This is a genomic window from Lactobacillus sp. wkB10 (assembly GCF_000760615.1).
Classification (GTDB): Bacteria; Bacillota; Bacilli; order Lactobacillales; family Lactobacillaceae; genus Lactobacillus; species Lactobacillus huangpiensis.
In genome coordinates this window covers 194,481-220,986 of sequence record NZ_JRJB01000003.1, presented here as the reverse complement: position 1 = coordinate 220,986, position 26,506 = coordinate 194,481, and the positions used below count along the sequence as shown (strand labels likewise).

Sequence of the window (26,506 nt, the reverse complement as noted above, 5' to 3'; positions counted from 1 at the left end):
CCAGATTCAGTCCCTTTTGTCAAGCACTTTTTTCTGGTACCTTTTCGCCGTCTTCCCTGACAGCGTTTATTATCTTACTAAAACAGCTTGCTTTTGTCAACTGCTTTTGCTCGTTTTTTTGCGCTGCCTCTTAGGCCTCCTGCCTTGCGGCTCATTGCCCGACGACAGTTATTAATACTAGCAATTATTTTTGCCTTTTGCAAGTCTTTTTTATCATTTTTTCTGTTAAATCCAAAAAGCCTTAACTATCTAGCACTTTTAAGAAAAAGTAAAACCTCTTTCTCCAAATATTTCATTCACATTACCTTTTGTATTCTTTTGTGAAGTTTTAAATGGTTAAAAGCACTACTTTTCAGTGTCATAATAAAACAAAGTGTTTTCAGGCGAATTACAAACGTTATCTAAATTTAATCTTTTCGTATTCCCCAAATTAATTTTAAAGTCTTATAATACTACTATATTTTAAGGAGAAAAGAATTATTTTGAAGCATAAATTTATTACAATGGTGGCTTCCCTAGTTATTGCTGCCTCACCTTTAGTTACTGCAAGCAGTCAGGTTAGTGCAGCAACTGCCACTAATAATAAGCAGACTGAAATGTACAATTTTGTTAGAGATACTTTTAAAAAGCATAATGTTCGTGGCATAGTCACAGTAGTACAAAATGGTGTTCCACAAACAATCAGCTACGGTTATGCCTGGTATGGCAAAAGAATTGGTAACGGCAGCAGCAAAATTGTTTATCCCACCGCTTCACTACAAAAAGTAATTACTGGTGCGATGATAGTTCAACTAATTAATGAAACCAAGGGTACCAAAGACGAATTTACTCAATACACCAAAATATCTCGCTGGTACCCTAACCTCAAGAATGCCGATAATATTACCGTAGGCAATCTGCTGACTCATACTTCAGGAATTATGGCTACTAAAACAGAAATAGACAGAGGCTATAATTATTCAGAAAACAATGCTATTAACTGGGTAGTCAATAATATTAATGCCTCAGCATCTGACACAATAGGTAATTATCACTACAATAATAGTAACTATATTTTACTTACCGGTATCATTAGGCAAGTTACAGGCAAATCTTACGAAGATAACTTGCAAACCCGCATTATTGATAAGCTAAATTTAAAAAATACTTATCTTTACCAAAACATCCCTAAAAAAATGACCGATCCAATTTCATACTATTCAAACGGAAGCAAGAACTATCAAAAAGCGACTTATCTCAAGAAAAGCTTAGTTTCACAAATTCCTGGCGCTGGTAACTTGTTTTCTACTCCTGCAGAATATTACAAAATTCAGGTAGGCTTAACAGACGGTTCAATCTTAAATAAAGACGATTTCTATTATTTAACCCACCTAAAAAGCAAAGTAGTTAATTATTCAGGCGGAATGTATTTATACAATAATGATAATATTAGGAACGCCTATGGCAGTTTTAAGGGACAACATTTTGGCACCTGGGTGCAATTAACTGCCGATAATCAAAACGGAATTGTTATGTTTTTAAACCAAACTAACGATAATGAAAACGATCAAAAAGATGTGGGATATGAAATCCTGAAGCGTATCAAGCCTAATACTTTTGTAGAACGCTAAATTTTTATCAAAAAATTAGTTAAAGTGATTTCCTATTTATACATCAAAAGAGCTAATAAATCAGCATTTGTCAATGTGATTTATTAGCCCTTTTTTATACTTTTAACATTGAATATCAAAAACTATCTTTTACGTTTCTTCTTCATTTTGTCACGTAAATACAAAGTATCGGAGATAACAAAATAGACAAGTGTAACAAAAAGTGCAACTGTAACAGTTTTAAGAAACAAACTAAAAATCAGTTAGTACTGTCCACATTAAAAAAACTACATAAAGAGCCACAATTGGTAAAACAACTTGATTAATTCAATGTTCTTAGTGAATAGCATGAATTGCTTTATTTTGATCTGTATTTTTAAGATTACGTTCTGCCATTTTGTTGCCTCCTTTTTATGAACACTTATTTAAATTTTATGTTTTTTGCCTACTTTACTAAGCAGAAAATCTACGATAGCTAATTCTTGAAACGCCATAGCGAACACAAAAAGTCTAAGAAATTCAATTCTTAGACTTTTCCTTATTCATCAAATAATAACTCATACATTTTTGTACTCAATGGCTTTTCCAGCAGCAAATTCATCCCTACCGCTGCTTTTTTCTTTGGCCCCAGCAATTCTTCTTTGACCGTATCCTTTTGAATATCTACCTGTCCCAAATAGTAAAACTGTTTGCCAATCGCATCACTCTTCTTAACAAAAAGCAATAATTTCATTTGAGGAGTATCAAGCAGTCTCTGAACTTCATCTGATTCTAGATGACGGGGCGATCTCGTATACCAACGCAAACAGCGACCGTCTTCTAGCGTATTATGGTACAAAGCATTGCGCTTTTTAGTCGAATCTTTTTGATAAGTAATAAAAATAGGCGTTTCGTTTTCGTCTACACGATAGCCATACATAGGTGCGGAAACATCTTTAGGCCAGTTTAACAACCGACAAACATCTTTACGATCGTATTGCTGGTAAAGAGTAAATTGTTTGTGATTGTCATAGTCTTGATTAAGTGCCAAACCCGTTTTAATCACATCTCTAAATAATTTCCTAAAAGTTTCATTTTGGTTAAGAGATTGTGCCAATACTGGTGCTAATGAATAGTCAAACAAATCAATTTTGACTATAAGAGGTTGACCGCCATACTGGTCTTTTTTCGTTGTCTTGCCTTGTTTGATGTCAAAAAAGTTCAAAGAAAGAATATCTTCTACTGAAGTCAGCACCTTTTCATTAACGTAAGCACCATAATCATGCAGGGTCTGTTCAAACTCTTCTTGACTAACCTGGTTTTTTTCTAAAAGCAGCTGCAATAGTATTAGTTCATGTGGTCTTTTCCCATTTAATAATTCCTTGGTAACAAAAGACAAAACGCCATCTTCATAATCACTTAGCTTCACAGGTTCACCCATTTTAATCAAGAAGTCGCCATAATGTTTAAGACTATGGTTATTCGCAAAAACCATAGGTGAGGTTGAACCATAACGGTAAAAATCAAATAACAGAGGCGGACGTCCTATTTTTTGCGCTAGTTCTTGATAAGACTCACGTAATTCTTTGATGCTGTCCAATTTAATCTTATCAAGTGAAGCCAAAATTTGGGCAGAAGCAATTTGACTGAAGTTAATTGTTGAAACATCAATAAAGCTAGGAAGCATGCTTTCCTCACGAGCCTTATCTTGCGAACGACTATCATCTTGATTTAAAGCAATCGGAATTAAATAATTATTTTTGTAGTTACCAATAAAGTCAATGATAGTCACATAATCTTTACCAGGATATTTACGCAAACCGCGTCCCAACTGCTGGATAAACACAATGCTGGACTGGGTATTGCGCAACATAATAATCTGATTTAAAGCTGGAATATCAATACCTTCATTAAAAAGATCAACGGTAATAATGTAATCAATTTTACCCTGTTCCAGCTGGTTGACAACTTGCAGTCTTCTTTTTTCACTATCTTCATTAGTTAAAGCAACTGCTGGATGCTTACGTTCTGAAAAAGCCTGCGCTAATTTACGCGCTTCTTCTTGGCGACTGCAAAAAACCAACCCTTTGGCTTGTGAACCACAGTAGCCATAATAGTCCAACTGCTTTAAAACATAATCAACACGCTCTGGCGCAAGCAGTCTGCGCAAGTTAGTAGTTTCGTCAATCGTTGCACCATCTACTTCATAGTCCTCAACGCCGACATAATGAAAAGGTGCAAGCATCTTTTCTTCCAGTGCTTCACGCAAACGGATCTCATAGGCTAAATTATAATCAAACAAGCGGTAAACATCCTGATCATCCATTCTTTCCGGCGTAGCAGTCATCCCCAGCCAAAATTGTGGCTTAAACTTGGCAAAAATACGCTGATAACTTGGTGCAGCCGCCCGGTGAGCCTCATCAATCAAAATGTAATCGAAAGTTGTTGCCTCCAAGCTGTCAAGTATATCTGTCTGGCTTAAAGTTTGCACTGTAGCAAAAACATATTTGCAGTCAATCTGATGCTTATGTCCTGTTAATAGCCCATAATCAGATGACTTGCCACCAATCACTTGGTAAAAACTTTTTAAAGCCTTTTTGGCAATTTGCTCGCGGTGGACAACATAAAGAAATTTATGAGGCTTAAAGTCTTTGACTGCAAATGCTCCCAAATACGTTTTGCCTGTTCCTGTTGCTGAAACTACCAGACCGCGTTTTTGTCCGCTATCAATTAGTCCTTTTAACTCATGCAAAGCTTCTTTTTGCATTTCATTAGGTACAATTTTAGCTTTTTCATTTAACTGAGCCCCTGATTGCGACTGTGGTTTTACCCAATTTTGTTCATATTCTGCTATCCAACTTTCAGATAAGGGCATACTGTTTCTTTTTAAATCACGTAACTGCTGGGCAATCTGCACAGTTAATGTAGCATTATTCTTTGAGCTAATCTTCAAAGCCCACTCACAGTTGCTGAGCAAAGCTGCCCGGGTAAAATTAGCGCTGCCGATAACTAAAGTCTGCCAATCTTCGTGTTCAAAAAGATAGCCTTTAGCATGAAAACCGTTTTTAGAGGTGATTTTAACGCTTAAATTGGGAATTTTTAATAATTCACGGAAAACTTTAGGGTTGTTAAATCCTAAGTAGTCACCTGTAATTAAAGTACCCGTAATATTTCTTTTAGCCAAATCAGCCATGACTACTTTAAACGGAACAAGCATATCCTGAGTAATAAAGGCCACTGCCCAGGTAAAACTTTGGCAGCTAAGAAGCTCTTGACGCAGCGTCAGCCAGATATTCTCCTGTTTGTTATTTTGCAACAGTTTTGGTCCTAATAATTCATGTCCTGGATAGATAGGATCATACAAACCGTTAAGAATGGCATCCTGCAAAGGCTCATTCATTCAATATCACCTCAAAGCTATTTTACACAAAAGAAAAAGAAACCCAACCCTTTGGATCTCTTTTTACTACTATTTATAAATCTATTTCCAATAAAATTGGGCAGTGATCGGCACGCTCTCCAGTATCCATCATTTCAGAACGCTTGACCTTATCAGCAATTCTATTGCTCGTCAGCCAATAATCAATTCTCCAGCCTGAATTATTAGCCTTAGCAGTTCTTACACGTTGAGCCCACCACGAGTAAACTCCTTCAACGTTGCCATTAAGTTTTCTAAAGGTATCTGTGAAACCGGCCTTAAGCATTTTAGTAAAATCAGCTCGCTCTTCATCTGTAAAACCGGCAGAATGATGGTTAGTATCTGGATGTTTTAGATCAATTTCATGATGAGCACAATTATAATCTCCACTAGCTAATACCGGTTTTTCCTGATCCAGCTTTTGCAAATATGCAATATATTTTTCATCCCATACTTGTCGTTCACTCAAGCGCTTTAGACCATTACCTGAATTTGGCGTATAAACCTGGGTCACAAAATACTCTGGAAACTCCAAAGTAATAATTCTGCCTTCATGATCCATTGGCTCTGGTGCACCAATCACAGGATAAGTTACTTTAGGCTTAAGTTCTTTTTTGTATAAAAACATAGTACCGGCATATCCTTTACGAGCTGGTTCTTCTGATGAGCGCCATACTATATCATATTCTGGAAATTCCTTGGTTAATATTTCCAAGTGTTTTTTGGTAGGTCCAGTTGAGCGCAATTTTGTTTCTTGAATTGCGACAATATCGGCATTTTGAGCATGTATTTTTTCTAAAACCTGGCGTGTTGCCACGGCACGTGAGGAAGTTCCTGTTAAAGCTGCATTAAGTGAATCAATATTCCACGAAATTAAGATCATTTTCTTCTCCTTATTAATCATTTCTTTCATTATATAGTTTTTTCACAGGGACTCAAAATTTCTATGATTTTTATCAGTATTATTTTTTACCAACCTGCACGTAATGCCATTAAATTTGCTGTTATATTTTTCACTACCTTAGCAAAAAATATTTGTAATTTTTTTGTTTTGCTATAATCCCTTTTGCAACATAAATGTAAGCGATTACCGATATAGCAGTATTTTTTAAAAAATAATTTTTTCACATTTTTATATTTTTCAATCTGATTAAGCAAGTGTATAATAGCACAAGAGACAACAATAATAATCTTTGGAGGTTAGATTTTATGACTAAAATTTATGCTTATGCCATTCGTAAAGATGAAGAACCATATGTACATGAATGGAAGGAAGCTCACAAGGATGTTGATGTTGATTTTACTGATCAACTTCTCACCCCTGAAACAGCTGAATTAGCTAAAGGTGCCGATGGTGTCGTAACTTACCAGCAACTAGATTACAAGGCTGATACTATTGAAGCTTTAGATAAATTAGGTATTCACAACTGGTCAATCCGTAACGTTGGTATTGACAATATTGACCTAAAGAAAGCTAAGGAATTAGGCTTTAAGATTACTAATGTTCCGGTATATTCACCAGATGCCATCGCTGAACACGCCGCTATCCAAGCTGCCAGAGTTTTGCGCCAAGACAAGGTTATGGACGAAAAAGTTGCTAAGCATGATCTGCGCTGGGCACCTACAATTGGTCGCGAAGTACGTGACCAAACTGTTGGTGTTGTAGGTACTGGTCATATTGGTCAAGTATTCATGAGAATTATGGAAGGCTTTGGCGCTAAGGTTATTGCCTACGACATCTTCAAGAACCCAGAATTAGAAAAGAAGGGTTACTACGTTGATGACTTAGATGAACTTTACGCTAAGTCTGACGTTATTTCACTTCACGTTCCTGATACTCCAGAAAATGTTCACATGATTAACGATGATTCAATCAAGAAGATGAAGGATGGCGTTGTTATTGTCAACGTTTCCCGTGGACCATTAGTTGATACGGATGCAATTGTTCGCGGTCTTGATTCAGGTAAAGTTTTTGGCTTCGTAATGGATACTTACGAAAATGAAGTTGGTATTTTCAACAGTGACTTCAGTGGTAAGGACTTTCCTGACAAACGTTTAGCTGACTTGATTGCACGGCCAAATGTTTTGGTAACTCCACATACAGCCTTTTACACTACTCATGCTGTACGTAACATGGTTATCAAGGCTTTCGACAACAACTTGAAGCTAATTAAGGGTGAAAAAGCTGATACTCCAGTTGATTTAGACAAAGAGTTTTAGTCTCTTAACTTATTTCCCTTCTTAAATACACTTTATTGTCAAAAAAGACATCAGATAAAATTATCTGGTGTCTTTTTAATTGATTATTTTAATTAGCAGAAGCGTTTACTGCCTGAATCAGCGCGTTCCTAAACCCTTCTTCTTCAAGTTTTGTTACGCCTCTAATTGTCGAACCGCCCGGTGTTGTAACTTCATCTTTTAGCTCCTCGGGCAATTTTTTACTAGCAAGTGCTAACTTACTTGTGCCTAAAAGCATCTGGTTAATGATTTCGTATGATGCGGCTCGGTTAACTCCATTCTGTACTGCGGCATCACTTAGAGCTTCAACCATTAAATCAACATAGGCAGGTGTGCAACCAGCTACAGTACCATATATGCCCAACAAATTTTCAGGTACAACGTAAACAGTTCCCATTTGGGTAAAAATGTTTTTGACAGTAGTGATTACTGCCGGCTTTTCATCAGGTACAAAACTGATGACTGTGATACCGGCACCGATTTGTACCGGTGTGTTGGGCACAATTTTGCCAAAAGAAGTTTCTGCTGGCAACTTTTGATTAATTTGAGTCAGATCGCCACCACCAGTTGACAGAATAATGCCGTGATATTTTTGACCTAAATTTTTGATGATTGTTTCAGTGGCAGAACCACCTACTGCTACTATAACTGCTTGACAAGCATTAAAGTCCTCATAATTATTAATCAAACTTAAGTGAAGTTCAGCTGCCATTTTTTGAGCAGTGTGATGGCGTCCACCATTAAAGACATAAATGTCCTCACTGGGATTTTGAGCATTTAACAAGCCCTTAATAATCGCAGAGCCAATCTTACCAGCTCCAATAAATCCAATTTTCATCAGCAATCACCTTTTAAAAATCTGTTTGATCTGGATCATTTGCCACTTGGGCTGCCCCATGCAAACCATCGAGTTTTGCCATATCAGCCTCAGTAATAGTAAAGTCAAAGACCTGCAAATTAGCTTCAAGGCGTTCGCGATGAACTGATTTTGGTAGTGGAACGAAACCATGTTGCAATGACCAGCGTAATAAAACTTGTGCCGGACTCTTATCATAATTCTGCGCAATAGAAACTACCGTGTCATTAGCAAACAAACCACCTCTGCCCAGTGGTGAATATGCTTCGCTCAGAATACCAAGTTCTTTATTATAAGCCGTCACGTCTTCTTCCATATCACTAGGGTTAAGATAAATTTGATTAACGGCAGGACGAATCTTAGCAGTTTTCAGAAGTTCATCTAAGTGTTTACGTCTAAAGTTGGAGACGCCAATTGCACGAATCTTTCCCGCTTGAACTGCCTCTTCCATTGCCTGCCAACTTTCCGCATTCAATTCAGCCCAGTGATCACGCACTGGAGCCGGATTAGGCCAATGGATTAAGTACAAATCAAGATAATCTAAATCCAGTTTAGTTAAACTTTCATCAATTGCAGCTTTAGTTTTCTGGTAACCGTGATGATCATTCCATAACTTAGTCGTTACAAATAAGTCACCCCTGTTGACCCCACTTAATTTAATGCCCCGACCAATACTTTCCTCATTGCCGTAGGCAGCAGCCGTATCGATTAAGCGATAGCCAAGACTTAGCGCATCCTCGACGGTTTTTTGAGCAACTTCACCATCAGGAGTTTGCCAAGTCCCCAGTCCGATAACTGGTATTTTGACGCCATTATTTAATTCATAAGTGTCATGTAAAGATTGAATTTTACTAGTCATAATTTTTCACCTCTCACCAATATTATACCGAACTGAACTATACTTCTACAGAAAAAGATAGTAATTACTGCAGCTGTTTTTGAAAGTCGCTTTTGAGTAAAGTTACAAATTGCGGATAAGTAGTTACTTCATACAGCGGATGAAGATTCATCTTATTCTTGCGCCTGCGGTGGTTATACCAAATGCTGTCAAAACCATATTTTTCTGCTCCTAATATGTCTGACTGCAGTCCATCACCAAAAAAGACTGTATCTTCAGGACCAATATTGGTGTGAGCAAAAAAGTAATCAAAAATCCGGGTATCAGGTTTAGCAAAACCAGCTTCTTGCGATGTCACAATTAAGGAAAAATAATCCTTAATTCCCGCTAATTCCAATCGGTGCCTCTGCATAAAGGTCTCACCGTTACTTAAGACTGTTAAGCAATAATTTTGTTTACGGGCATAACGCAAAGTATCCACAACGCCGGGCAACAATTTATGAGCCTTGCCAAAATACGAACGATATTCATTCATTATTTCTAAGCCATCAACTGCAATACCCAAATTTTCTTTAATAAAATTAGTAAAAGCCATCTTACTGAGCTGATCATAATTGATCTTGCCTTGTTCCAGCTTACGCCACAGTCCTTGATTATATGCATGGTAATCACGTTGCATCTCATCAGTTAACTGCCAATGATGTGCTTTAAAGAGACTATGCAAAGCAAAACTTTCTGTAGCAGCAAAGTCAATCAAAGTATCATCAACATCAAAAATTATTTGTTTATAACGCAAGCAATTTCTTCCTCTCCAAATATTCCTAAGAATATAATGCGTATTCACTAAAATTAGTGTGGAGATTCATTATAACAATATTTCACTGATAAAGGACATAATTAACTATTTTTAAATTTTGCTTACATTGCTACTGCTATTTCACGAAATAAGATATAATATCCTTTAATTTAAGCAAAAGGGGTGATTGGGCATGTTTACATTATTATTGATTTTGTTTCTCATTTGGCTTTTAGTCAAAATGGGAATTGGGATTGTCAAAATCCTGTTTTTCCTTTTAGCTTGTGCTCTTGCTTTCTTTTTCTTAATTCATCTATTTATTCCCGCAATCATTTTTCTAGGTTTAATCTTCCTTTTCTTTGCTGCGGTCAGGCATTAATTTAACTTAAAAAATTAAAGATATATTCAAGCATAATAAGTATTAGATTCAACTTATTGTGCTTTTTTCTTGCTTTGAATTCTATATATTTTTTTCTTAGTCTCAATAGCTTACTCGCACATCAAGTTAAGACTTTTGTTCGTGTTTGTGTGCAATCTTTGCTCTAGCAAATACAAGATATTGTGGTATAGTTCTAACTGTAGCCATAGATGATGTGTCTGTGGAACAATTTACTAGTTTAAGGAGTAACTTTGAATATGAAAAATACGAGCATAACCTTAGATCAGGGTTACATTGATCAAGTGAAACAAAATGTCACTCCCCACTGGGGAGAGCTTGGCTGGGTTACTTACAAACGAACCTATGCCAGATGGCTTCCTGAAAAAAATCGTTCTGAAAATTGGGACGAAACGGTTAAACGCGTAGTTGAGGGGAATATTAATCTGGACCCTCGTCTCAAAGATTCTCCTTCAAAAGAAGTAGTCAACGAATTAACAAACGAAGCTAAGAATTTATTTAAACTAGTTTACGGCCTTGGCGCAACGCCTTCTGGTCGTAATCTGTGGGTTTCTGGTACAGATTACCAAAAGCGCAATGGTGACTCTTTGAATAATTGCTGGTTCATAGCTATTCGTCCGCAAAAATACGGTGACAGTCATATAGTTCCAGATTATTTAAATCAAGATCAAGAAGCAGTTTCAATGCCTTTTTCATTTCTTTTTGACGAATCAATGAAAGGCGGCGGCGTTGGCTTTTCTGTTGTCCAAGATAATATTAAAAAGATTCCTGCAGTTGATAATAAAATTGACTTGACAGTCGTGATTAACAAAAAGAGTGCCTCATACGCAGATTCAATTAAGCTGGGTGCAACGGACAAAGACGAATGGATCAAGCAAAACGATGGTAAATCAGATTATATTTATTATAATTTGCCCGATACCCGTGAAGGCTGGGTTTTAGCTAACGCTCGCTTAATCGACGTGCACTTTAACCAAACCAATTCTGAAAATAAGACGAAACTAGTACTTGACATCAGCAGAATTCGTCCTTACGGAGCTAAGATTCACGGCTTTGGCGGTACAGCCTCTGGTCCTATGCCTTTAGTGGAAATGTTTTTCGATATTAACAACATTATTAACAACCGGGTCGGTGACAATTTAACTTCTGTTGATTGTACTGACATTTGCAACTTAATTGGTAAAACAGTCGTTGCCGGCAACGTAAGAAGATCAGCAGAACTGGCTTTAGGCACTAGTACTGATCAAGACTTTATCGCTATGAAACAGGATAAAGATAAACTCTACCACCACCGCTGGGCATCAAATAACAGTGTGGCAATTGATTCTAACTTTGATGAATATGAACCAATTGCTAACGGCATCAGAGAAAACGGTGAGCCTGGAATAGTTAACCTTGACTTATCTCGTAATTACGGCCGGATCATTGACGGTTATCAAAAAGATATTGACGGTGATGTTGAAGGTACTAACCCTTGTGGAGAAATTTCCCTGGGTAACGGTGAACCTTGCAACCTGTTCGAAGTATTTCCATATATTGCAGAACAAGAAAATTGGGATCTGAAAGACGTTTTCAGATTAGCGACTCGCTACGCAAAACGTGTAACCTTTAGCGACTATGACTGGGAAATTTCCCGTAACATCATTTCCAAGAACAGGAGAATTGGTGTTTCAATGTCAGGTATCCAGGACTGGTTGTTAAATGACTTGGGTCACCGCGTTGTTACCGGCTTTGAAGACAGCATTGATGAAGAAACTGGTGCAAAGATTAAGAAGCCAATTTATGATCCTCAGGGAATTAAAATGGTTACTGATGCTTACCAAGCCGTCATCGATGCTGATAAAGAATACAGTAAGACTTTAAAATGCAACGAATCAATCAAGCACACAACTGTTAAACCTTCAGGTACTGTTGCCAAACTGGCTGGAGCTTCTGAGGGAATGCACTTCCACTATGCCGGTTATCTCATTCAAAGAATCAGGTTCCAAGCTTCTGATCCGCTGCTCAAAGCACTTGACGCTTGCGGTTACTACTCAGAGCCAGATATTTACTCACCAAACACAACTTGTGTTGAATTTCCATTACGTGCTGCTCACGCTGATAGTAAAAACTTTGCTTCGGCTGGTACTGTTTCAATTGAAGAGCAATTTGCTACGCAAGCATTTCTGCAAACTTACTGGTCAGACAACGCCGTCAGCTGCACTGTTACTTTCCAAAGTGACGAAGGAGACAAGATCACTTCACTCTTTAAACAATACCGTCATGTAATTAAGTCAACTTCACTGTTGCCATATTATGGCGGTTCACTCAAACAAGCACCAAAAGAGCCAATCGATAAAGAAAAATACGAGGAAAGAAAAGCACAGATTACCGGCGATGTCGCTCAAGTTTTTGCTGAGCAAAATGATGATCAAAAAGACTTGGAATTAGTTGATCAAACCGATTGTGAATCCGGTGCATGTCCTGTTAAATAAATTATTTAAATAATTTAAGTAGGCGAAATTTTAATCATGAAAAAAAGCAAGTTACCAATTGTTACCAGTGTTGCAGCCATTTTTGCCTTTACTTTATCCGGTTGTCAGAACAATCAGACCCAGCAAAAACCTAAAGCAAACAATAATATTTCTGTTAGCTATGTTTTAGCTACGAAAAAAGATACAGAAAAAAAGACAGTTAAAGTTCCTAAAAAGTCTACTGTTATGACTGGTCTGAAAAAGGCCTGGAAAGTAGACAGCAATAAAGGGTTTATTACTGCAATTGATGGTAAAAAGCAAAATGCCAAAAAGAAAATATACTGGACTTACACCGTTAACGGAAAATACGCTACCAAAGGTGCTAACCAGCAAAAAGTCGCAAGTAACGATAAAGTAAAATTCACTTTAGCAAAAATGAAATAAAAAAGTCCGTGCAAGCGACTAAGTACGAAATATTTTAGTGCTTGCACAAAAAATTTATAGATTGGGAGTTTTTATATGAAAAAAAGCAAATTATCTGTTTTAACCGGAATTGCCACTATTTTTACCTTTACGTTTGCAGGTCTTGAAACAACCCAAAACGTCCAACAGGTTGATGCCAGCAGCAAGATTAAAGTTACTTATACTCTGAAAGTACACAACAAGACTTACAAAAAGAAGACTGTTAAATTGCCTAAGCACTCAACAGTAATGCGCGGTTTAAAGAAATGTTGGAAAGTAAAGAGTACTAATGGTTTTATTACTTCTATTGCTGGCAAGAGCCAAAATCCAAGTAAAAAAATCTATTGGACCTACAGAATTAATGGTAAGTTCGCTCAAAAAGGCGCAGCAATTCAAAAATTGGCAAATAAAGACAAGGTTAAATTTACTTTAGCAAAAACTAGCTTTTAAAGTTTGCTATGGTACGTAATTCAACTAAAAAGTTAGCACTGTTAGCCATTTTAACGGCAATGTGTGTAGCACTGAGAATTTTTAAAATAATTCCTGTGCCGAATGTCCAGCCGGTAACCGATATCTTAATGATTGTAACTTTGAATATCGGTTTTGGATTTGGATTTGCCCTAGCCCTTTTAACCATGGTAGTCTCCAACATCTATTTAGGCTTTGGCATCTGGACTGTGTCACAAGTTTTGGCTTATGGCGGTTGCGTTTTAACCGTTGCTTTGCTGGGTAAATTTACGCCGCTTAAGAAGCACTTTACCTTGCAACTAATTCTAGCTGCTTTTCTTGGCTGGGAATACGGCTGCTTCGTTGACTTTGGTATGTCTATTTTCGGTGGTTTTAATGCATTTTTAGCATACTGGGCCGGTAGTCTGGTATTTGATACTTATCATGCAGTCGGTGATTTAGTATTTTATCCCATTTTATACAAGCCACTGAACATTGCACTTGATCATTACAAACGGAGGCTTTTATGACAATTAAAATCTATACTAAGGTGGGCGACCAAGGCTTCACTAAACAGGTTACTGGCAAAATGGTTCCTAAATATGACCTGCAAATTGTTGCCGTTGGTGATATTGACGAACTTGATTCATATCTAGGCGTTGTAATTGCCAATTTGTCTGCCAAATGTCAAAAATTGCATGATCCTTTACAAGATTTGCAACGTGACTTATATGAACTTGAAAGTGATATTGTTGTCAAAAGGCATGAAGAAATTACGACAGAAAAAGTAGAAAATCTGGAAAAACAAATTGATGACCTCAATAAACAAATTCCTAAAACAACCCATTTCATTCTACCTGGCGGTTCGGTTACTGCAACTCATTTACATTATGCACGTACAGTTGCCAGACGAGCAGAACGTTCGATGGCAAAATTGAACGCTGAGGAGCAAAAGCTTGCTCCTGCTTGTTTAAAATATATCAATCGCCTATCAGATTATCTATTTATCTTAGCACGCTATGCCAACGTATTAGATGGTGTGCCAGAGGTCAAAAGTAAAATCAAATAAGCTTACTCATATTAAAAAAGCGGAGTGGTTTCAAATTAAGAAACTACTCCGTTTTTAGTTTATTTAAAATTAATACTTTACTGCCACCATAGTTTGATCAATCCCTGTGTACCCAGGTCGCCTAAATGCTTTTCATCAACCAAAGTCTCATACAGTCTTTTAGCTTCTTCAGTGGCAGGCAATTCAATTTTCATTTCTTTAGCCGTCTCCAAAGCAATGCGTAAATCTTTCAAAAAATGTTTACTGAAAAATCCTGGGGTATAGTCCCCTTTTAAAACTCTCGGACCGTAATTACTTAAACTCCAGTTAGCAGCACTACCCGCACCGACAGTTTTGAGGACCGCTTCCAAATCAAGTCCTGCCTTTTTAGCATAAACCAGCATTTCTGTCATACCAGTCATCGTACCTGCAATCATAATCTGGTTTGCCATTTTGGTATTCTGACCTGCACCAGCTGGTCCAAAATAGTGAACTTGCTTTCCAAAATCCTTAAAAACAGGTTCCAAGTTTTGATAAGCAAATTCATCTCCTCCAACCATGATGGTTAAAGTACCATTTTTAGCGCCCAGGTCACCACCAGAAACAGGAGCATCCAATACTTTAGCGCCCTGCTTTTCACCTGCAGCAAATATTTTTTGTGCTAAAGCTGGTTTTGAGGTTGTCATATCAACCAGGTTTTTGCCTTTGACATCAGCCTGCAAAATGCCGTTATCGCCGAAATAAACTTGTTCAACATCTTTCGGAAAACCTACAATTGTAAAAATCGTGTCTGCATGTTCAACAACAGCTTTAGGATTTTCACACCAAGTAGCACCTTGAGCAACTAAATTATCCGTCTTGCTTTTTGTCCGGTTATAGACCCATAACTGATGACCGGCCTTCAACAAATTTAGACAAATTGCATTGCCCATTACGCCAGTGCCAATAAAACCTATTTTCATCATCAACATCTCCCTTATAAAAGCGTTTTCTCGACAACTTAATCATACCACTAACTTATCTTTAATAAGCAAGTTTTTTATTTATTTAGGTTTTCATTAAAAAATATTTTTATTTGTTCACCATATTCCGGCATCCCCAGCAATGTAAAATTTTTAACAGCCCATTTGCACTTAGATAAATATTCTGACTTATGCTCAAAATGATAGCTGATCATATTTTCCAGCAATACTAATACATTTTTTAAGAAAAACAATTCAGGCCTCGTCTTAACGTTTTTAGCAGCTTTAACAAAATAACGCGCTTCATTATAAGCCTGTTGTTCAATGCAGATCATTAAGAGATTACAAATCACTCCTAATAGTTCTTCTTGCTGGCGCGGCTTTGAAACGTTCTTTAATTTTTCAACTACCTTTTTACCTATTAGCAAATTGCTTTTCAAATCATAAATAGGAATCAAATTAATATAGATCCGCAATGCTTTTTCGTCAAAATCATTTTGATCAAAGAGCCAGCTTTTTAATTTATTCTTTTTAACTTCACTTAAATCTGCCACCTTATTTTCCGCATCAGCTAATTCAAAGTCAATCAGCAAGAGCATTTTTTCTTGATCTTTGAAATCACCATCTGCTACATACTGCCTGATTTGTCTAATTTTCTGAATGTCATTTTGATAATACGCGCTGTTTACTTCATCTTCTATAAAACTAGCCGCATTATCTTGAGCTTGATCTGGACTTAATTTACTAAAAAAATCCCATGGCTTAATCTGATTAGCAGTTAGAATTGCCAACAAATCTTCTGCAGTAATGCGGTGAATCCCTTTTTCTACTTTTGAATAATAAGAAGGACTAACAATTCCAGCTGTCCACTCTTTTTGCGTTTTTAAATTTCTAATACGAAATTCTTTTAGTAGTTCTCCGATTGTCATTTTGATTCCTTAACTAGTTTTCGTGTTTTGCGACTTACTCAATAATTATAGTTTAAATGGTATCAAGTTCTTTTTAAATAAAAAATTTTAGTTTGCTGTTTGACTTAACCTTAACTTTAAGTACTACAATTTTTACAATTATAAAATTTTACGTTGCAGGTGAGAGCAATTTACCCAATTGCTAGCTCACTCTTATAGGAAAGTATTTTATAATTATTAATAAAGATTGAATAAATTAGTGCAGGAGGCACTTGATAATGAACAAACATGAAGATTTTTTACTAAACCAAATTGCCGGACCAAAGGATCTTAAAAAATTAAGCATCCCTGAAATGGAAAAATTAGCCCAGGAAATCAGAACTTTAATTGTAGAAAAAGATGCAGCTGAAGGCGGACACCTTGGTCCCGATTTAGGGATTGTGGAGGCTACAATTGCCTATCATTACGTCTTTAATGCTCCACAAGATAAAATTATTTGGGACGTTTCGCACCAAACCTACCCACATAAAATGTTAACAGGACGGGCACAGGCTTGGCTTGATCCTGACCACTATGAAGACGTTACCCCATATACCAACCCTGATGAAAGTCCTTATGATTATTACTCAATCGGTCACACTTCAACATCTATTGCTCTAGCAACAGGAATGGCTAAAGCGCGAGACTTAATGGGCAACCATGAAAACATTATGGCTTTAATTGGTGATGGTTCCATGACTGGCGGACTGGCCTTTGAAGGTTTAAACAATGCCGCAATTGAAAAGCATAACTTGGTAGTCGTAGTTAATGATAATCAGTGGTCAATTGATGAAAATGTTGGCGGCTTAGTAACTGCTTTGAAAAAATTACGAGACACAAATGGCCAGACTGCTGAAAATCCGTTTACAGCTATGGGCTTTGATTACCGCTATGTCGCAGACGGTAATAACCTTACTGATATGATTGTCGCTTTTAAAGCGGTCAAAGATATTGATCATCCAATTTTATTACACATTAATACTCTTAAAGGCAAAGGCTATAAGCCCGCAGTTCTTGATGAAGAAGCTCACCACTGGGTCTCACCGTTTAATTTAGAAAACGATCAGCCACTTGCTCCAGAAAGTCAGGGTTCTACTCCCAATTCAGTTGCTCTTGATGTGATTAAAAATGAGATTAAAGCAGGAAAGAATATAATGGCCATAGATGCAGCCATCCCGGGTGTCTTTGACCTTGATGATTTTAAAAACGAATTTCCAGATCATTACACTGACGTTGGTATTGCTGAACAAGAGTCTGTTGCTTTTGCCACTGGTTTTGCTAAAGAAGGTGGCATTCCAGTTTTAATGGAAAATTCTACTTTCCTACAGCGTGCTTTTGACCAACTTTCTCACGATACAGCTGCCAATAACCTGCCAGTTGTAATGCTGGTAGCTGGTGGCAGAATCTCTAATCAATCTAAGACGCACTTGGGAATCTTTGACCAAGTAATGATTTCTAATTTACCTAATTGGATTTACCTGGCTCCCACTACGTTAGAAGAAGAAAAAGCAATGATTAAGTGGGCAATTAGCCAAAGAAAACACCCCGTTGCTATTAAAATGCCGGCCAATGTACCAGATTCAGACGAACAAACAGTAGCGACTGATTGTTCAGAAATTAAGTATCAAGTTAAACTAGGTAAAGATGTGGCAGTTTTAGCGCTAGGAGATTTTTATCAATTAGGTAAAGACGTGGCAACTAAATTAGGCGCTACCCTAGTTAATCCACTCTCTGCTAATATTTTGGACAAACAAGCCTTAGACGAATTAGCAGTCAATCATCGAGTAATTGTTACGCTTGAGGATAATTCGTTAGATGGTGGTTTTGGGCAAAAAGTGGCATCCTACCTTGGAAAAACTAAAGTTAAAGTACTCAATTACGGCCAAAAGCGCGTTTATACTGACCAAACTCCAGTTAAAGAAATTTACCAGCAAAATCATTTAACTGCTGATCAAATTGTGGCGGATGTGCAACAGCTTTTGTAATTGCAAACGATGGCTACAGTAGGAGCTGATTAATAATGACTAGAAAACGTAAGGCCATTCTTTTTAGTACATTAATAATAGTCATACTGCTATTAGGAATTTACTTTTTAAAAAATAATTACCAAAAAGAAAATGGTGCCAGCATTCGCATCGATACGCCAACACTTTTTGTACATGGCTGGGGCAGCAGTTACCATGCTGAAGAAAGTATGGTCGCTTATGCCCAAAAACAGCATGCTACTAATTCTGTTATTCGTGCTGATGTTAATCCTAACGGTAAAGTTACTTTAATAGGGACAATAAAAAAGCGGGCCAAGAACCCGGTAGTTGAAGTCAACCTCCAAAATAATAAGAGCATTTTTGCTGGAACAAATAATCAAATTGCTGCTATGAACAAGAGCAGCAATTATATTAAAGACGTGATCATTGCACTGCAAAAAAGGTATCACTTTAAGCGAATTAACTTAGTAGGACATTCGATGGGCAATCTACAAATTGCCTATTACTTACACAATAATGCGACTAATTCGCACATGCCTCATCTAAATAAGCAGGTTTCGATTGCCGGCCATTATAACGGTTATATTGGAGAACAAGGGGCACCAAATAAAACTGTCTTAAATCGCGCTGGCAAACCGCAGAAAATGAGTGCAGGCTACCAGGAACTTTTAAGTTTAAGAAAAAATTTCCCTCAAAACGCAGTGGTTTTAAATATTTTTGGTGATACTGGCACTGGCAGTGATGGTGACGTCACCGTTAACTCAGCTCGTTCTTATCGTTACTTAGTCGGTAAACGCGCCCGCTCATATCAGGAAAAAGAAATACGTGGATCTAAAGCTCAACACAGTAAATTACATGAAAATACACAAGTTGATCGCTTGTTAGTCAACTTTTTATGGTAAGTAGCAACCTAGTTTACTGTATTTTGCCTTGGTCGTACAAACTAATCTTATTTTTTAAACGAACAATTGTAGCCTGGATGTTCTGATCTTGTTTTTCTAACCTATGCAACTCCTTGACTAAAATTTGCCGTCTGGGTTTCTTGGTATCACTGCCTTGTTGCAATAATTCGGTATATTCAAGTAAATCTTTCACTGGGATTTTTACCTGCCGCATACATTTAATAAAACTAATCCAGGTAAGATCTTTTTCCTCATAGTTTCTAACCCCGTGCTCTTTTTTGACTTCAGGTATCAGACCCATTTTTTCATAATATCTGAGTGTTACAGGGGTTAATTCTACTTTTTCAGCCACTTCTGATATTTTCATTATTGTTCTTCTTTCCGGTAATTAAACTTAGATCTAAGTTTAAGTCTTATCTAAAAAAATATATTAGGCTGATTGCAGCAATTTTACTCGTTTTTAAGCCTAATATCGTTAAAAAGTAGCCTATAATAACATTATAGGTGCTTTTTATATATAAATTCTTAGACCGCTAATTTTGGTATAAATAAAAATTATCTTATTTTACCTAACACTTAAAATTTTAATCACATCTATTATTATGTAAAATACTTATTAAACATGAACAGTTATAACTTACTTGCATTAAAGTCTTTTTGTTAAAGACAGGAAGGATAACATGGAATTAAGAGTTTTGAATTATTTTGTAGCTGTTGCCCAAGAAGGCAATATGACTCGTGCTGCCAAAAAGCTGCTTATCTCTCAACCAGCGTTATCAAGGCAAATCGCTGATCTGGAAGACGAACTTGGCGTTAAATTATTTAGCCGTAAGTCACGGCGCTTGGCGTTAACTCCAGCAGGACATTACTTATTAGAACAGGCACAAGAGATATTGGAATTAACTGCCAAAACTAAAAGAAATATCGAAAAAGATTCTTTTGTCAGTGGTGATTTGACCATTGCTGCGGGTGAAAGCATCGGTATGCAACGAGTAATAAATGTGATCAGCAACATTATCAAGGAACATCCCTCCGTGAAAATTCACTTATTAAGCGGTGACTATAGTTATGCCGAGCGCAAATTAAATAATGGGACAGTTGATTTTGCAGTTATTATCGGAGATGTTCCTTTAGGAAATTATGCTTCTCTAACACTGCCTGAAAAAGATACTTGGGGAATTTTAATGCCCAATGATGACCTTTTGGTAAAAAAGACAGTGATCAGGCCAGCAGACTTACAAGGCAGGACACTGCTAAATTCGCAGCAAGCGCAAAAAATGCACCTTTTTCAAAACTGGCTAGGAAATTACTATGATTCAGTCAATTTTATTGGCAGCTATAATTTAAATTTTAACGGTACTTTGATGGTTAAAAATCATGCCGCATTAATGCTTACTCTAGATAAATTAGCTGATACATCTAAAGGCTCGGGCATTACATTCAGAAAATTACAGCCAGAGCTGCATCAAGCTATCAAAGTAGTTTGGAAACACGGTGTTAATTTATCACCCGTCGCAGAACTATTTTTAAAATTATTGCAGGAATCAATTTATAAAAAATAAAATTTTATGAAAAAAACTTATTACAGTTAATGAATAAAAAGTATTATACAACTGCTTTAAACGAGCTTATGATTTACTAAAACAGATAAAAAGAGGATTTTGATGAATAAACGTATTGCCAATCAATTTCAGGACTTGATTGAAAACTATGTAGCGGATGTAGAACGTAATTGCGCAAAGCATTTACAAAAAGATCGGGTATTAATACCATTAATCGCCAGCACGGTGCAAGGAGTATCGGTTGCTATTCCCGACCAAGTGACAAAAATTTTGGATGCTAAAATAAAACCAGAAGTTTTATTAGAAATGCTATTTCAATTAGCTCCTGTGATTGGAACACTAAAAGTTGAACAAGCTTTAGAGCAAGTGCAAAATGTTTTTACTCAACGAAAGATAGTATTAAACTCCCCGCAGATTGAATCAGATCCAAATTATGGTGCAAAAGCACAAGAAAAGCTTTATGGTACTGAAATAAAAACATTATTGCATGACTTGCCTGATGAAGCCGGCAGTTTCATTCCGCATGCTTTAACGGAACACTTTTTCAAAGATTTTTATAAACGCCAAGAATTAGATGTTCGCGACAGAGAACGCTATGAGTTGCTGGCATTAATTACCATGAATGTAGACTTTCAGATTAAAGCACATGCTCGTGGCAGTCTGAAAGCCGGCAACAGTGAAAGTGAACTGATTTGGTCAACAATTCAATTACTGCCCTATATTGGCTTTCCTTTTGTTATTAACAGCGTACAAGTTATTCATCAAGCAGCAGAACAAATGAAAGGAAAAGAGTAACAAATGAAATATACAAAACTGGGTCATACGGGGCTGGATGTCTCACGCATTTGTCTTGGTACAATGGGATTTGGTCGTCCAGAATCCGGAATGTTTCCCTGGGCAATTGATGCCCAAAAAAGCGAAAAAGTTGTTGCCAAAGCTTTGGAATTAGGTATTAATTTTTTTGATACTGCAAATATTTATTCTCATGGTGACAGTGAGCGTTATCTTGGAGCTGCACTTAAAAAATTAGCTCACCGTGACCAAGTAGTAGTTGCAACTAAAGTATTCTATACCCCAACTAATGAACCTAATCAACATGGTCTTTCGCGCAAGGCAATTATGACGCAAATTGACCAGAGCCTAGAGCGTTTGGATATGGACTATATTGATTTATACATTATTCACCGCTGGGATTATCAAACTCCAATTGAAGAAACTATGGAAGCTTTGCATGACTTAGTTAAAGCGGGCAAAGTAAGGTACATCGGTGCTTCTGCAATGTTTGCCTGGCAATTAGAAAAAGCTCAAAATATTGCAGAAAAACATAACTGGACTAAATTTGTTTCAATGCAAAATCACTACAATTTACTCTATCGTGAAGATGAACGGGAATTAATTCCCTACTGTGAAGACCAAGACATTGCTTTAACACCTTATAGTCCCTTAGCTTCGGGTCGGTTAACCAGACAATGGAGTGCAGATACTTTAAGATTTCGGACAGATCAACCTGCTAAAGAAAAGTATGATGCAGACAAGGAAAAAGATATGCCTATTATTCGCAGAGTAGGCGAAGTAGCAGAAAAATATCATGTTCCCCAAGCACAAGTTGCTTTGTCTTGGTTGCTTCATCAGCCACAAGTAGCAGCGCCAATTGTTGGTGCCACCAATCCTGACCATTTACAATCTTCTGTTGCGGCAGTTGATTTAGAGCTGGCTGAAGATGATTTGAATTATTTGGCAGAAGCATACACACCTCATCGGGTTGTAGGTCCTCTTACTCCAGAAGATCGTAATTTTACTCGTTAAAACAAAAGCCCTGTAGCAATAGCTACAGGGCTTTTTAATATTAACTGCCAGTACTTTGGTATTTTTGTAAAAATACTCGCCATAACTGATAAACTATGACAAAAAAGAATACACAGGCGCTAGGAATTAATAGCAACCATATCCACTCATGTTTAACTGCAATTTTTTCTTGTGGAATTGAAGCAACCCAGCCGATTGGCAAGATAAAAGTCATAATTATCTTTAAAACCGATGAATAGATCGCTAAGGGATATTTACTCATGTCAAAAAAGTCAAACGTTGTTTCTGCCAAGTCGCCTAAGCCATTAGAAAAAAGCGAAACTATGTTACCTAATATGGCCAATCCCAAAAAGATGAGCGAAGAAAAAAATGAAATAAAAATAAACATGATCGTGATGTACCAAGGATTATGCAATTGCATGTCCACAATTATTAACAGCAATAGCGCAACAATTAAATCGCCCCACGCATCTTCATCCACACGTTCATTAACAAGCTGAAATAAAGGATTGACGGGTTTAATTAAAACGCAGGTTTCATCCCTAAATAAAACCAACATTTACCTTGAACCGACGTTTCCAAGTCATTTCGCTATTTTAGCACTTCACTTCCAATTTTCCAAACTGTTACAGTTACTTTGAAAATAAAGCCAAGATAAAAATGGCAACAATTACCAAAATATCTGCAAATTTCATCTTTTCTTTAAGGAAAATATCGCCAAAGATGACGCTGTATAAAGAGGTCATGTTTAAAAAGATCCAGGCAATGCTTGAATTGGGAGAAGATGTTGCCAAAGTATAAGTTACTTGCGCTAAAAGCGTTAGAACTGCCCGGGAGCCATAAATCAGGTAAACCTTGCCTTTAAGATTTTCAGCGCTGATTTTAAGAGTTCTGTTTTTATAAATAAAAGTAATTAAGGTAATTAAACAGCGCACATAAATTGTCATAATAGTAAAAAAGACCAGATCAATCGGTTTGATTAGGCCTTTAGTTAATAACGGTGAAAGTGCTGCTTGAATAATCAACAAGGGCGCAATTACGGCAAAAGTCGTCAACAGGTTTTTCAAATTTAAATTATTATGACGCTGCTCGAAAACAATATAAATAACTACTATTACGGTGGAAATAATAGAAACTAAATATGAAGACTTGCTAAAGTAACCCATAGTCAGCAAGATGGCCCAAGGAATAAAAAGATCGGTCACCTTGCTCAAAAGCACAGACTGCATAATTGAAACTTTTTTGAACACATAGCTGTAACCATAGGCAACTATCTGCGCCAAAAAAGCATACAAAAGGACTTTAATAATATAGTTGTTGGTTGTTCTGGCACTGGGAAAACTGTGCAGGACGTAAATCAGGAAGAAAGTCACTAAAACCGAACTGCAAATATTATTTAAAAAGTTCACATCAATTGAGCTTTGCTTCCGATACCCCATTTGATAACGGTCAATAACTGATATTATTCCCCTGGAAAATGATGAAATAGTGGCAAAAATAATCAACCAAATATTACTGATAATCATGCTTCCTCCATATGAAAAACATAGTCTAAAACTATTACTAATATTTTGGTCTTTGCAGCCACAATTAAAAAGTCAGAGAAATATTCATTATCAGTAACTATGAGTTGTTCAGTTGCTAAAATCCAGCCATTGGACATACAAAGTTTAAATGTATTCTAATGTATCCACTTAAGACTAATCATAAAAATACAGTATTTGGTTTGAATAGTATTTTATTATACACCAAGTTAAAAATTCAAAAAAGTAGCTGTGAGTCATAATTATTTAAAAATACTTTTGCTACATTGACCAAAATTCATTTTTCTAACTCATTGTTCTTTACAAGTAAGTAACTACTCACTATAATATTTCTTTGTGAGTGATTACACACTTTAGGAGGAAATATGAACAATTTTATTGAAATTCATAACTTAGTTAAAAAATATGGTAAAGAAATCATTTTGAACAATGTTGATCTAACACTTAAAAAAGGCGAAATCATCGGTTTAATTGGTCCCTCTGGTGCAGGAAAAACTACGACAATTAAAACAGCTTTAGGAATGGAAAAGGCGGACTCGGGATCTGCCTTAGTTTTAGGAAAGCAGATGCCGAATAGAAAAATTTTAGGTGAAATTGGCTACATGGCGCAATCAGACGCCCTATATACTTCACTAACAGGAGCAGAAAACCTGGAATTTTTTGGTGAAATGAAGGGTGTTGCTAAGAAAGATATAGCAGAACAAATTGAATATGTCGCTGAAGTGGTTGATTTAACAGATGCATTAGATAAATATGTTAAAGAGTATTCCGGAGGCATGATGCGCCGCCTGTCGCTAGCAATTGCCCTACTTTCTTATCCTAAATTACTTGTTCTAGATGAGCCCACTGTCGGAATTGATCCCGCTTTACGTATAAAAATCTGGCATGAATTAAATAATTTACGCAGTCAAGGCTGCAGCGTATTAATCACCACTCATGTTATGGATGAGGCTGAAAAAACTGACCGTGTCGCCTTGCTTCTTCATGGTGAAATTATTGCTTTTGATCATCCGCAAGTTCTTGAACAGAATTATGGCGTACCAACTATTGAAGATGTCTTTTTAAAAGCAGAACAGAAGGAAAGAGAAAAATAATGAGAGTAACAGCAATTGTCAAAAAAGTTTTAAAAGAACTTTTTCGTGATAAAAGAACTTTAGCAATGATTTTTCTGGCACCAATTTTAGTCTTGTGGTTGATGAATGTAATGTTTGCTTCCAATTCATCAACCAATGCTAAGCTGGCGGTGGTTGATGTCCCTCATCAAGTAAACAAAAACTTAGACAAAGTGGATCACGTTTCCATAAAAAAATATACCGACAGAACTCAAGCAAGAAAGAAACTAAAACAAAATAAAATCGATGGTGTGATCTATTACCACCACAATAAATACTATGTAGATTATGCTAATACGGATTCGAGCAAAACTGCTCTGACCAAACAAGCTTTGAAAGCAGCAATTACAGGGCAGTCAATTACTAAAATGAAATCTGCACTAACCCAGAGTCAGAAGAAGTTAGTTAAACTGTCTAAACAATTAGCAGTTATAGCGCAAAAAAATGGTATGCAGGTGCCGGCTAAACCAAGTGCGCAAAAGAAACCTAAACAAAAGAAGGCAAAAAAAGCTAAGATCATCAATAAGTATTACTACGGTAACAGTGATACAGGCTTTTTTAATAAGATTGAGCCCATCTTAGTTGCTTTCTTTATCTTCCTGTTTGTTTTTCTTATTTCAGGAATGGCATTGTTAAAAGAAAGAACCACAGGCACTTTGGACAGATTATTGGCCACTCCCGTTAAAAGAAGTGAGATCATCTATGGTTATATGATTAGTTATGGCATAGTTGCTGTCATTCAATCAATAATCATTATTGGTGTCACAATCTGGTTATTAAATATTGAAGTAGCAGGCAATGTGTTGTGGGTAATTTTAATTAGTATTCTAGTAGCAATGGTTGCTTTAGCTTTCGGTTTCTTGCTATCAACCATTGCAGAATCAGAATTTCAAATGATGCAGTTCATCCCACTTGTTGTTGTGCCACAAATATTCTTCTCAGGTATTATTCCCCTCGATTCAATGGCGAACTGGGTATCTTACCTGGGTAAAATACTGCCACTAACTTATGCGGGAAACGCATTAAATCAAGTAATACTTTACGGCCGCGGATTTGAATCATTTGCTGGCGATATGCTAGCTTTATTAATATTTATAGTTGTCTTAGTAGCATTAAACATTGTTGGCTTAAAACGGTACCGCAAAGTATAATTAAGCTAAAAGCA

The 26,506-nt window shown here is 36.7% G+C and carries 24 protein-coding genes; 14 read left to right on the top strand and 10 right to left on the bottom strand.

Annotation, left to right across the window (positions count from 1 at the left end):
- Positions 1-503: 503 nt before the first annotated feature.
- Positions 504-1,610 (top strand): serine hydrolase domain-containing protein, encoded by a 1,107-nt coding sequence (locus LACWKB10_RS03365; protein WP_034978761.1) that lies wholly within the window; start codon positions 504-506, stop codon positions 1,608-1,610.
- A 517-nt stretch (positions 1,611-2,127) separates the two neighbouring features.
- Here the strand turns inward: LACWKB10_RS03365 and LACWKB10_RS03360 are convergent.
- Complete coding sequence (locus LACWKB10_RS03360; RefSeq protein ID WP_034978730.1) at positions 2,128-4,968, bottom strand: DUF3427 domain-containing protein; 2,841 nt, start codon at positions 4,966-4,968, stop codon at positions 2,128-2,130.
- A 73-nt stretch (positions 4,969-5,041) separates the two neighbouring features.
- Positions 5,042-5,869, bottom strand: a complete 828-nt coding sequence (locus tag LACWKB10_RS03355) for an exodeoxyribonuclease III (protein WP_034978729.1) — start codon at positions 5,867-5,869, stop codon at positions 5,042-5,044.
- Positions 5,870-6,195: 326 nt separating this feature from the next.
- Here LACWKB10_RS03355 and LACWKB10_RS03350 point away from each other — a divergent pair, with 326 nt between their 5' ends.
- Positions 6,196-7,206, top strand: coding sequence for a D-2-hydroxyacid dehydrogenase (locus LACWKB10_RS03350; protein WP_034978727.1), 1,011 nt, complete (start codon positions 6,196-6,198; stop codon positions 7,204-7,206).
- Positions 7,207-7,294: 88 nt separating this feature from the next.
- Here the strand turns inward: LACWKB10_RS03350 and proC are convergent, their stop codons facing one another.
- From proC to LACWKB10_RS03335, 3 genes are all read right to left on the bottom strand, one after another.
- Positions 7,295-8,062 (bottom strand): pyrroline-5-carboxylate reductase, encoded by a 768-nt coding sequence (gene proC, locus LACWKB10_RS03345; protein ID WP_034978725.1) that lies wholly within the window; start codon positions 8,060-8,062, stop codon positions 7,295-7,297.
- A 13-nt stretch (positions 8,063-8,075) separates the two neighbouring features.
- Complete coding sequence (locus LACWKB10_RS03340) at positions 8,076-8,939, bottom strand: aldo/keto reductase (protein WP_034978723.1); 864 nt, start codon at positions 8,937-8,939, stop codon at positions 8,076-8,078.
- 64 nt (positions 8,940-9,003) lie between these two features.
- Positions 9,004-9,714 carry a YjjG family noncanonical pyrimidine nucleotidase gene (locus LACWKB10_RS03335; RefSeq protein ID WP_034978721.1) on the bottom strand — a complete coding sequence of 237 codons (711 nt, stop codon included), beginning with the start codon at positions 9,712-9,714 and terminating at the stop codon, positions 9,004-9,006.
- A gap of 636 nt (positions 9,715-10,350) precedes the next feature.
- Between LACWKB10_RS03335 and nrdJ the strand changes: the two genes are divergently transcribed.
- The 5 genes from nrdJ (at position 10,351) to LACWKB10_RS03305 (ending at position 14,542) form a co-directional block, all read left to right on the top strand.
- Positions 10,351-12,585, top strand: coding sequence for a ribonucleoside-triphosphate reductase, adenosylcobalamin-dependent (gene nrdJ / locus LACWKB10_RS03325; RefSeq protein WP_034978718.1), 2,235 nt, complete (start codon positions 10,351-10,353; stop codon positions 12,583-12,585).
- Positions 12,586-12,621: 36 nt separating this feature from the next.
- Positions 12,622-13,008 (top strand): DUF4430 domain-containing protein, encoded by a 387-nt coding sequence (locus tag LACWKB10_RS03320; RefSeq protein WP_034978717.1) that lies wholly within the window; start codon positions 12,622-12,624, stop codon positions 13,006-13,008.
- A 75-nt stretch (positions 13,009-13,083) separates the two neighbouring features.
- On the top strand, positions 13,084-13,476 hold the full coding sequence (locus LACWKB10_RS03315) for a DUF4430 domain-containing protein (RefSeq protein ID WP_034978716.1): 393 nt from the start codon (positions 13,084-13,086) through the stop codon (positions 13,474-13,476).
- An 8-nt stretch (positions 13,477-13,484) separates the two neighbouring features.
- Entirely contained in the window at positions 13,485-14,003 is a 519-nt protein-coding gene (locus tag LACWKB10_RS03310; protein WP_034978715.1) for an ECF transporter S component, read from the top strand.
- A complete protein-coding gene (locus LACWKB10_RS03305; protein ID WP_034978714.1) occupies positions 14,000-14,542 on the top strand; it encodes a cob(I)yrinic acid a,c-diamide adenosyltransferase in 543 nt (180 codons plus the stop codon). Before LACWKB10_RS03310 ends, LACWKB10_RS03305 begins: the two co-directional genes overlap by 4 nt.
- Positions 14,543-14,619: 77 nt before the next feature.
- Here the strand turns inward: LACWKB10_RS03305 and LACWKB10_RS03300 are convergent, their stop codons facing one another.
- Both LACWKB10_RS03300 and LACWKB10_RS03295 read right to left on the bottom strand, forming a co-directional pair.
- On the bottom strand, positions 14,620-15,483 hold the full coding sequence (locus LACWKB10_RS03300) for an NAD(P)-dependent oxidoreductase (protein WP_034978713.1): 864 nt from the start codon (positions 15,481-15,483) through the stop codon (positions 14,620-14,622).
- Between the two features lie 77 nt (positions 15,484-15,560).
- Positions 15,561-16,412 carry a helix-turn-helix domain-containing protein gene (locus tag LACWKB10_RS03295; RefSeq protein WP_034978711.1) on the bottom strand — a complete coding sequence of 284 codons (852 nt, stop codon included), beginning with the start codon at positions 16,410-16,412 and terminating at the stop codon, positions 15,561-15,563.
- A 257-nt stretch (positions 16,413-16,669) separates the two neighbouring features.
- Between LACWKB10_RS03295 and LACWKB10_RS03290 the strand changes: the two genes are divergently transcribed.
- Together LACWKB10_RS03290 and LACWKB10_RS03285 are read left to right on the top strand one after the other, a co-directional pair.
- Positions 16,670-18,415, top strand: coding sequence for a 1-deoxy-D-xylulose-5-phosphate synthase (locus LACWKB10_RS03290; protein WP_034978710.1), 1,746 nt, complete (start codon positions 16,670-16,672; stop codon positions 18,413-18,415).
- A gap of 35 nt (positions 18,416-18,450) precedes the next feature.
- On the top strand, positions 18,451-19,317 hold the full coding sequence (locus LACWKB10_RS03285; RefSeq protein ID WP_034978709.1) for an alpha/beta hydrolase: 867 nt from the start codon (positions 18,451-18,453) through the stop codon (positions 19,315-19,317).
- A 13-nt stretch (positions 19,318-19,330) separates the two neighbouring features.
- Here LACWKB10_RS03285 and LACWKB10_RS03280 read toward each other — a convergent pair whose 3' ends face one another.
- Positions 19,331-19,684, bottom strand: a complete 354-nt coding sequence (locus LACWKB10_RS03280; RefSeq protein WP_034978708.1) for a MerR family transcriptional regulator — start codon at positions 19,682-19,684, stop codon at positions 19,331-19,333.
- Between the two features lie 313 nt (positions 19,685-19,997).
- Between LACWKB10_RS03280 and LACWKB10_RS03275 the strand changes: the two genes are divergently transcribed.
- The 3 genes from LACWKB10_RS03275 to LACWKB10_RS03265 all read left to right on the top strand — a co-directional run bounded on the left by LACWKB10_RS03275 (position 19,998) and on the right by LACWKB10_RS03265 (position 22,685).
- On the top strand, positions 19,998-20,879 hold the full coding sequence (locus LACWKB10_RS03275) for a LysR family transcriptional regulator (protein ID WP_034978707.1): 882 nt from the start codon (positions 19,998-20,000) through the stop codon (positions 20,877-20,879).
- Between the two features lie 102 nt (positions 20,880-20,981).
- On the top strand, positions 20,982-21,674 hold the full coding sequence (locus LACWKB10_RS03270) for a carboxymuconolactone decarboxylase family protein (RefSeq protein ID WP_034978706.1): 693 nt from the start codon (positions 20,982-20,984) through the stop codon (positions 21,672-21,674).
- 3 nt (positions 21,675-21,677) lie between these two features.
- On the top strand, positions 21,678-22,685 hold the full coding sequence (locus LACWKB10_RS03265; protein WP_034978705.1) for an aldo/keto reductase: 1,008 nt from the start codon (positions 21,678-21,680) through the stop codon (positions 22,683-22,685).
- Positions 22,686-22,725: 40 nt separating this feature from the next.
- Here the strand turns inward: LACWKB10_RS03265 and LACWKB10_RS03260 are convergent, their stop codons facing one another.
- Entirely contained in the window at positions 22,726-23,244 is a 519-nt protein-coding gene (locus LACWKB10_RS03260; RefSeq protein ID WP_081945331.1) for an ABC-2 family transporter protein, read from the bottom strand.
- A gap of 73 nt (positions 23,245-23,317) precedes the next feature.
- Positions 23,318-24,211 (bottom strand): EamA family transporter, encoded by an 894-nt coding sequence (locus LACWKB10_RS03255; RefSeq protein ID WP_034978704.1) that lies wholly within the window; start codon positions 24,209-24,211, stop codon positions 23,318-23,320.
- A gap of 383 nt (positions 24,212-24,594) precedes the next feature.
- Between LACWKB10_RS03255 and LACWKB10_RS03250 the strand changes: the two genes are divergently transcribed.
- Both LACWKB10_RS03250 and LACWKB10_RS03245 read left to right on the top strand, forming a co-directional pair.
- Positions 24,595-25,323: an ABC transporter ATP-binding protein gene (locus tag LACWKB10_RS03250; protein WP_034978703.1), complete on the top strand. Its 729-nt coding sequence runs from the start codon at positions 24,595-24,597 to the stop codon at positions 25,321-25,323.
- Complete coding sequence (locus LACWKB10_RS03245) at positions 25,323-26,492, top strand: ABC transporter permease (protein ID WP_034978702.1); 1,170 nt, start codon at positions 25,323-25,325, stop codon at positions 26,490-26,492. Before LACWKB10_RS03250 ends, LACWKB10_RS03245 begins: the two co-directional genes overlap by 1 nt.
- Positions 26,493-26,506: the final 14 nt, after the last annotated feature.

Excerpts from the sequence above, each read along its gene's own strand:
- LACWKB10_RS03365 (WP_034978761.1), top strand. The coding sequence starts at position 504 with ATGGTGGCTTCCCTAGTTATTGCTGCCTCACCTTTAGTTACTGCAAGC.
- LACWKB10_RS03360 (WP_034978730.1), bottom strand. The coding sequence starts at position 4,968 with ATGAATGAGCCTTTGCAGGATGCCATTCTTAACGGTTTGTATGATCCT.
- LACWKB10_RS03355 (WP_034978729.1), bottom strand. The coding sequence starts at position 5,869 with ATGATCTTAATTTCGTGGAATATTGATTCACTTAATGCAGCTTTAACA.
- LACWKB10_RS03350 (WP_034978727.1), top strand. The coding sequence starts at position 6,196 with ATGACTAAAATTTATGCTTATGCCATTCGTAAAGATGAAGAACCATAT.
- proC (WP_034978725.1), bottom strand. The coding sequence starts at position 8,062 with ATGAAAATTGGATTTATTGGAGCTGGTAAGATTGGCTCTGCGATTATT.
- LACWKB10_RS03340 (WP_034978723.1), bottom strand. The coding sequence starts at position 8,939 with ATGACTAGTAAAATTCAATCTTTACATGACACTTATGAATTAAATAAT.
- nrdJ (WP_034978718.1), top strand. The coding sequence starts at position 10,351 with ATGAAAAATACGAGCATAACCTTAGATCAGGGTTACATTGATCAAGTG.
- LACWKB10_RS03320 (WP_034978717.1), top strand. The coding sequence starts at position 12,622 with ATGAAAAAAAGCAAGTTACCAATTGTTACCAGTGTTGCAGCCATTTTT.
- LACWKB10_RS03315 (WP_034978716.1), top strand. The coding sequence starts at position 13,084 with ATGAAAAAAAGCAAATTATCTGTTTTAACCGGAATTGCCACTATTTTT.
- LACWKB10_RS03310 (WP_034978715.1), top strand. The coding sequence starts at position 13,485 with ATGGTACGTAATTCAACTAAAAAGTTAGCACTGTTAGCCATTTTAACG.
- LACWKB10_RS03305 (WP_034978714.1), top strand. The coding sequence starts at position 14,000 with ATGACAATTAAAATCTATACTAAGGTGGGCGACCAAGGCTTCACTAAA.
- LACWKB10_RS03300 (WP_034978713.1), bottom strand. The coding sequence starts at position 15,483 with ATGAAAATAGGTTTTATTGGCACTGGCGTAATGGGCAATGCAATTTGT.
- LACWKB10_RS03295 (WP_034978711.1), bottom strand. The coding sequence starts at position 16,412 with ATGACAATCGGAGAACTACTAAAAGAATTTCGTATTAGAAATTTAAAA.
- LACWKB10_RS03290 (WP_034978710.1), top strand. The coding sequence starts at position 16,670 with ATGAACAAACATGAAGATTTTTTACTAAACCAAATTGCCGGACCAAAG.
- LACWKB10_RS03285 (WP_034978709.1), top strand. The coding sequence starts at position 18,451 with ATGACTAGAAAACGTAAGGCCATTCTTTTTAGTACATTAATAATAGTC.
- LACWKB10_RS03280 (WP_034978708.1), bottom strand. The coding sequence starts at position 19,684 with ATGAAAATATCAGAAGTGGCTGAAAAAGTAGAATTAACCCCTGTAACA.
- LACWKB10_RS03275 (WP_034978707.1), top strand. The coding sequence starts at position 19,998 with ATGGAATTAAGAGTTTTGAATTATTTTGTAGCTGTTGCCCAAGAAGGC.
- LACWKB10_RS03270 (WP_034978706.1), top strand. The coding sequence starts at position 20,982 with ATGAATAAACGTATTGCCAATCAATTTCAGGACTTGATTGAAAACTAT.
- LACWKB10_RS03265 (WP_034978705.1), top strand. The coding sequence starts at position 21,678 with ATGAAATATACAAAACTGGGTCATACGGGGCTGGATGTCTCACGCATT.
- LACWKB10_RS03260 (WP_081945331.1), bottom strand. The coding sequence starts at position 23,244 with ATGTTGGTTTTATTTAGGGATGAAACCTGCGTTTTAATTAAACCCGTC.
- LACWKB10_RS03255 (WP_034978704.1), bottom strand. The coding sequence starts at position 24,211 with ATGATTATCAGTAATATTTGGTTGATTATTTTTGCCACTATTTCATCA.
- LACWKB10_RS03250 (WP_034978703.1), top strand. The coding sequence starts at position 24,595 with ATGAACAATTTTATTGAAATTCATAACTTAGTTAAAAAATATGGTAAA.
- LACWKB10_RS03245 (WP_034978702.1), top strand. The coding sequence starts at position 25,323 with ATGAGAGTAACAGCAATTGTCAAAAAAGTTTTAAAAGAACTTTTTCGT.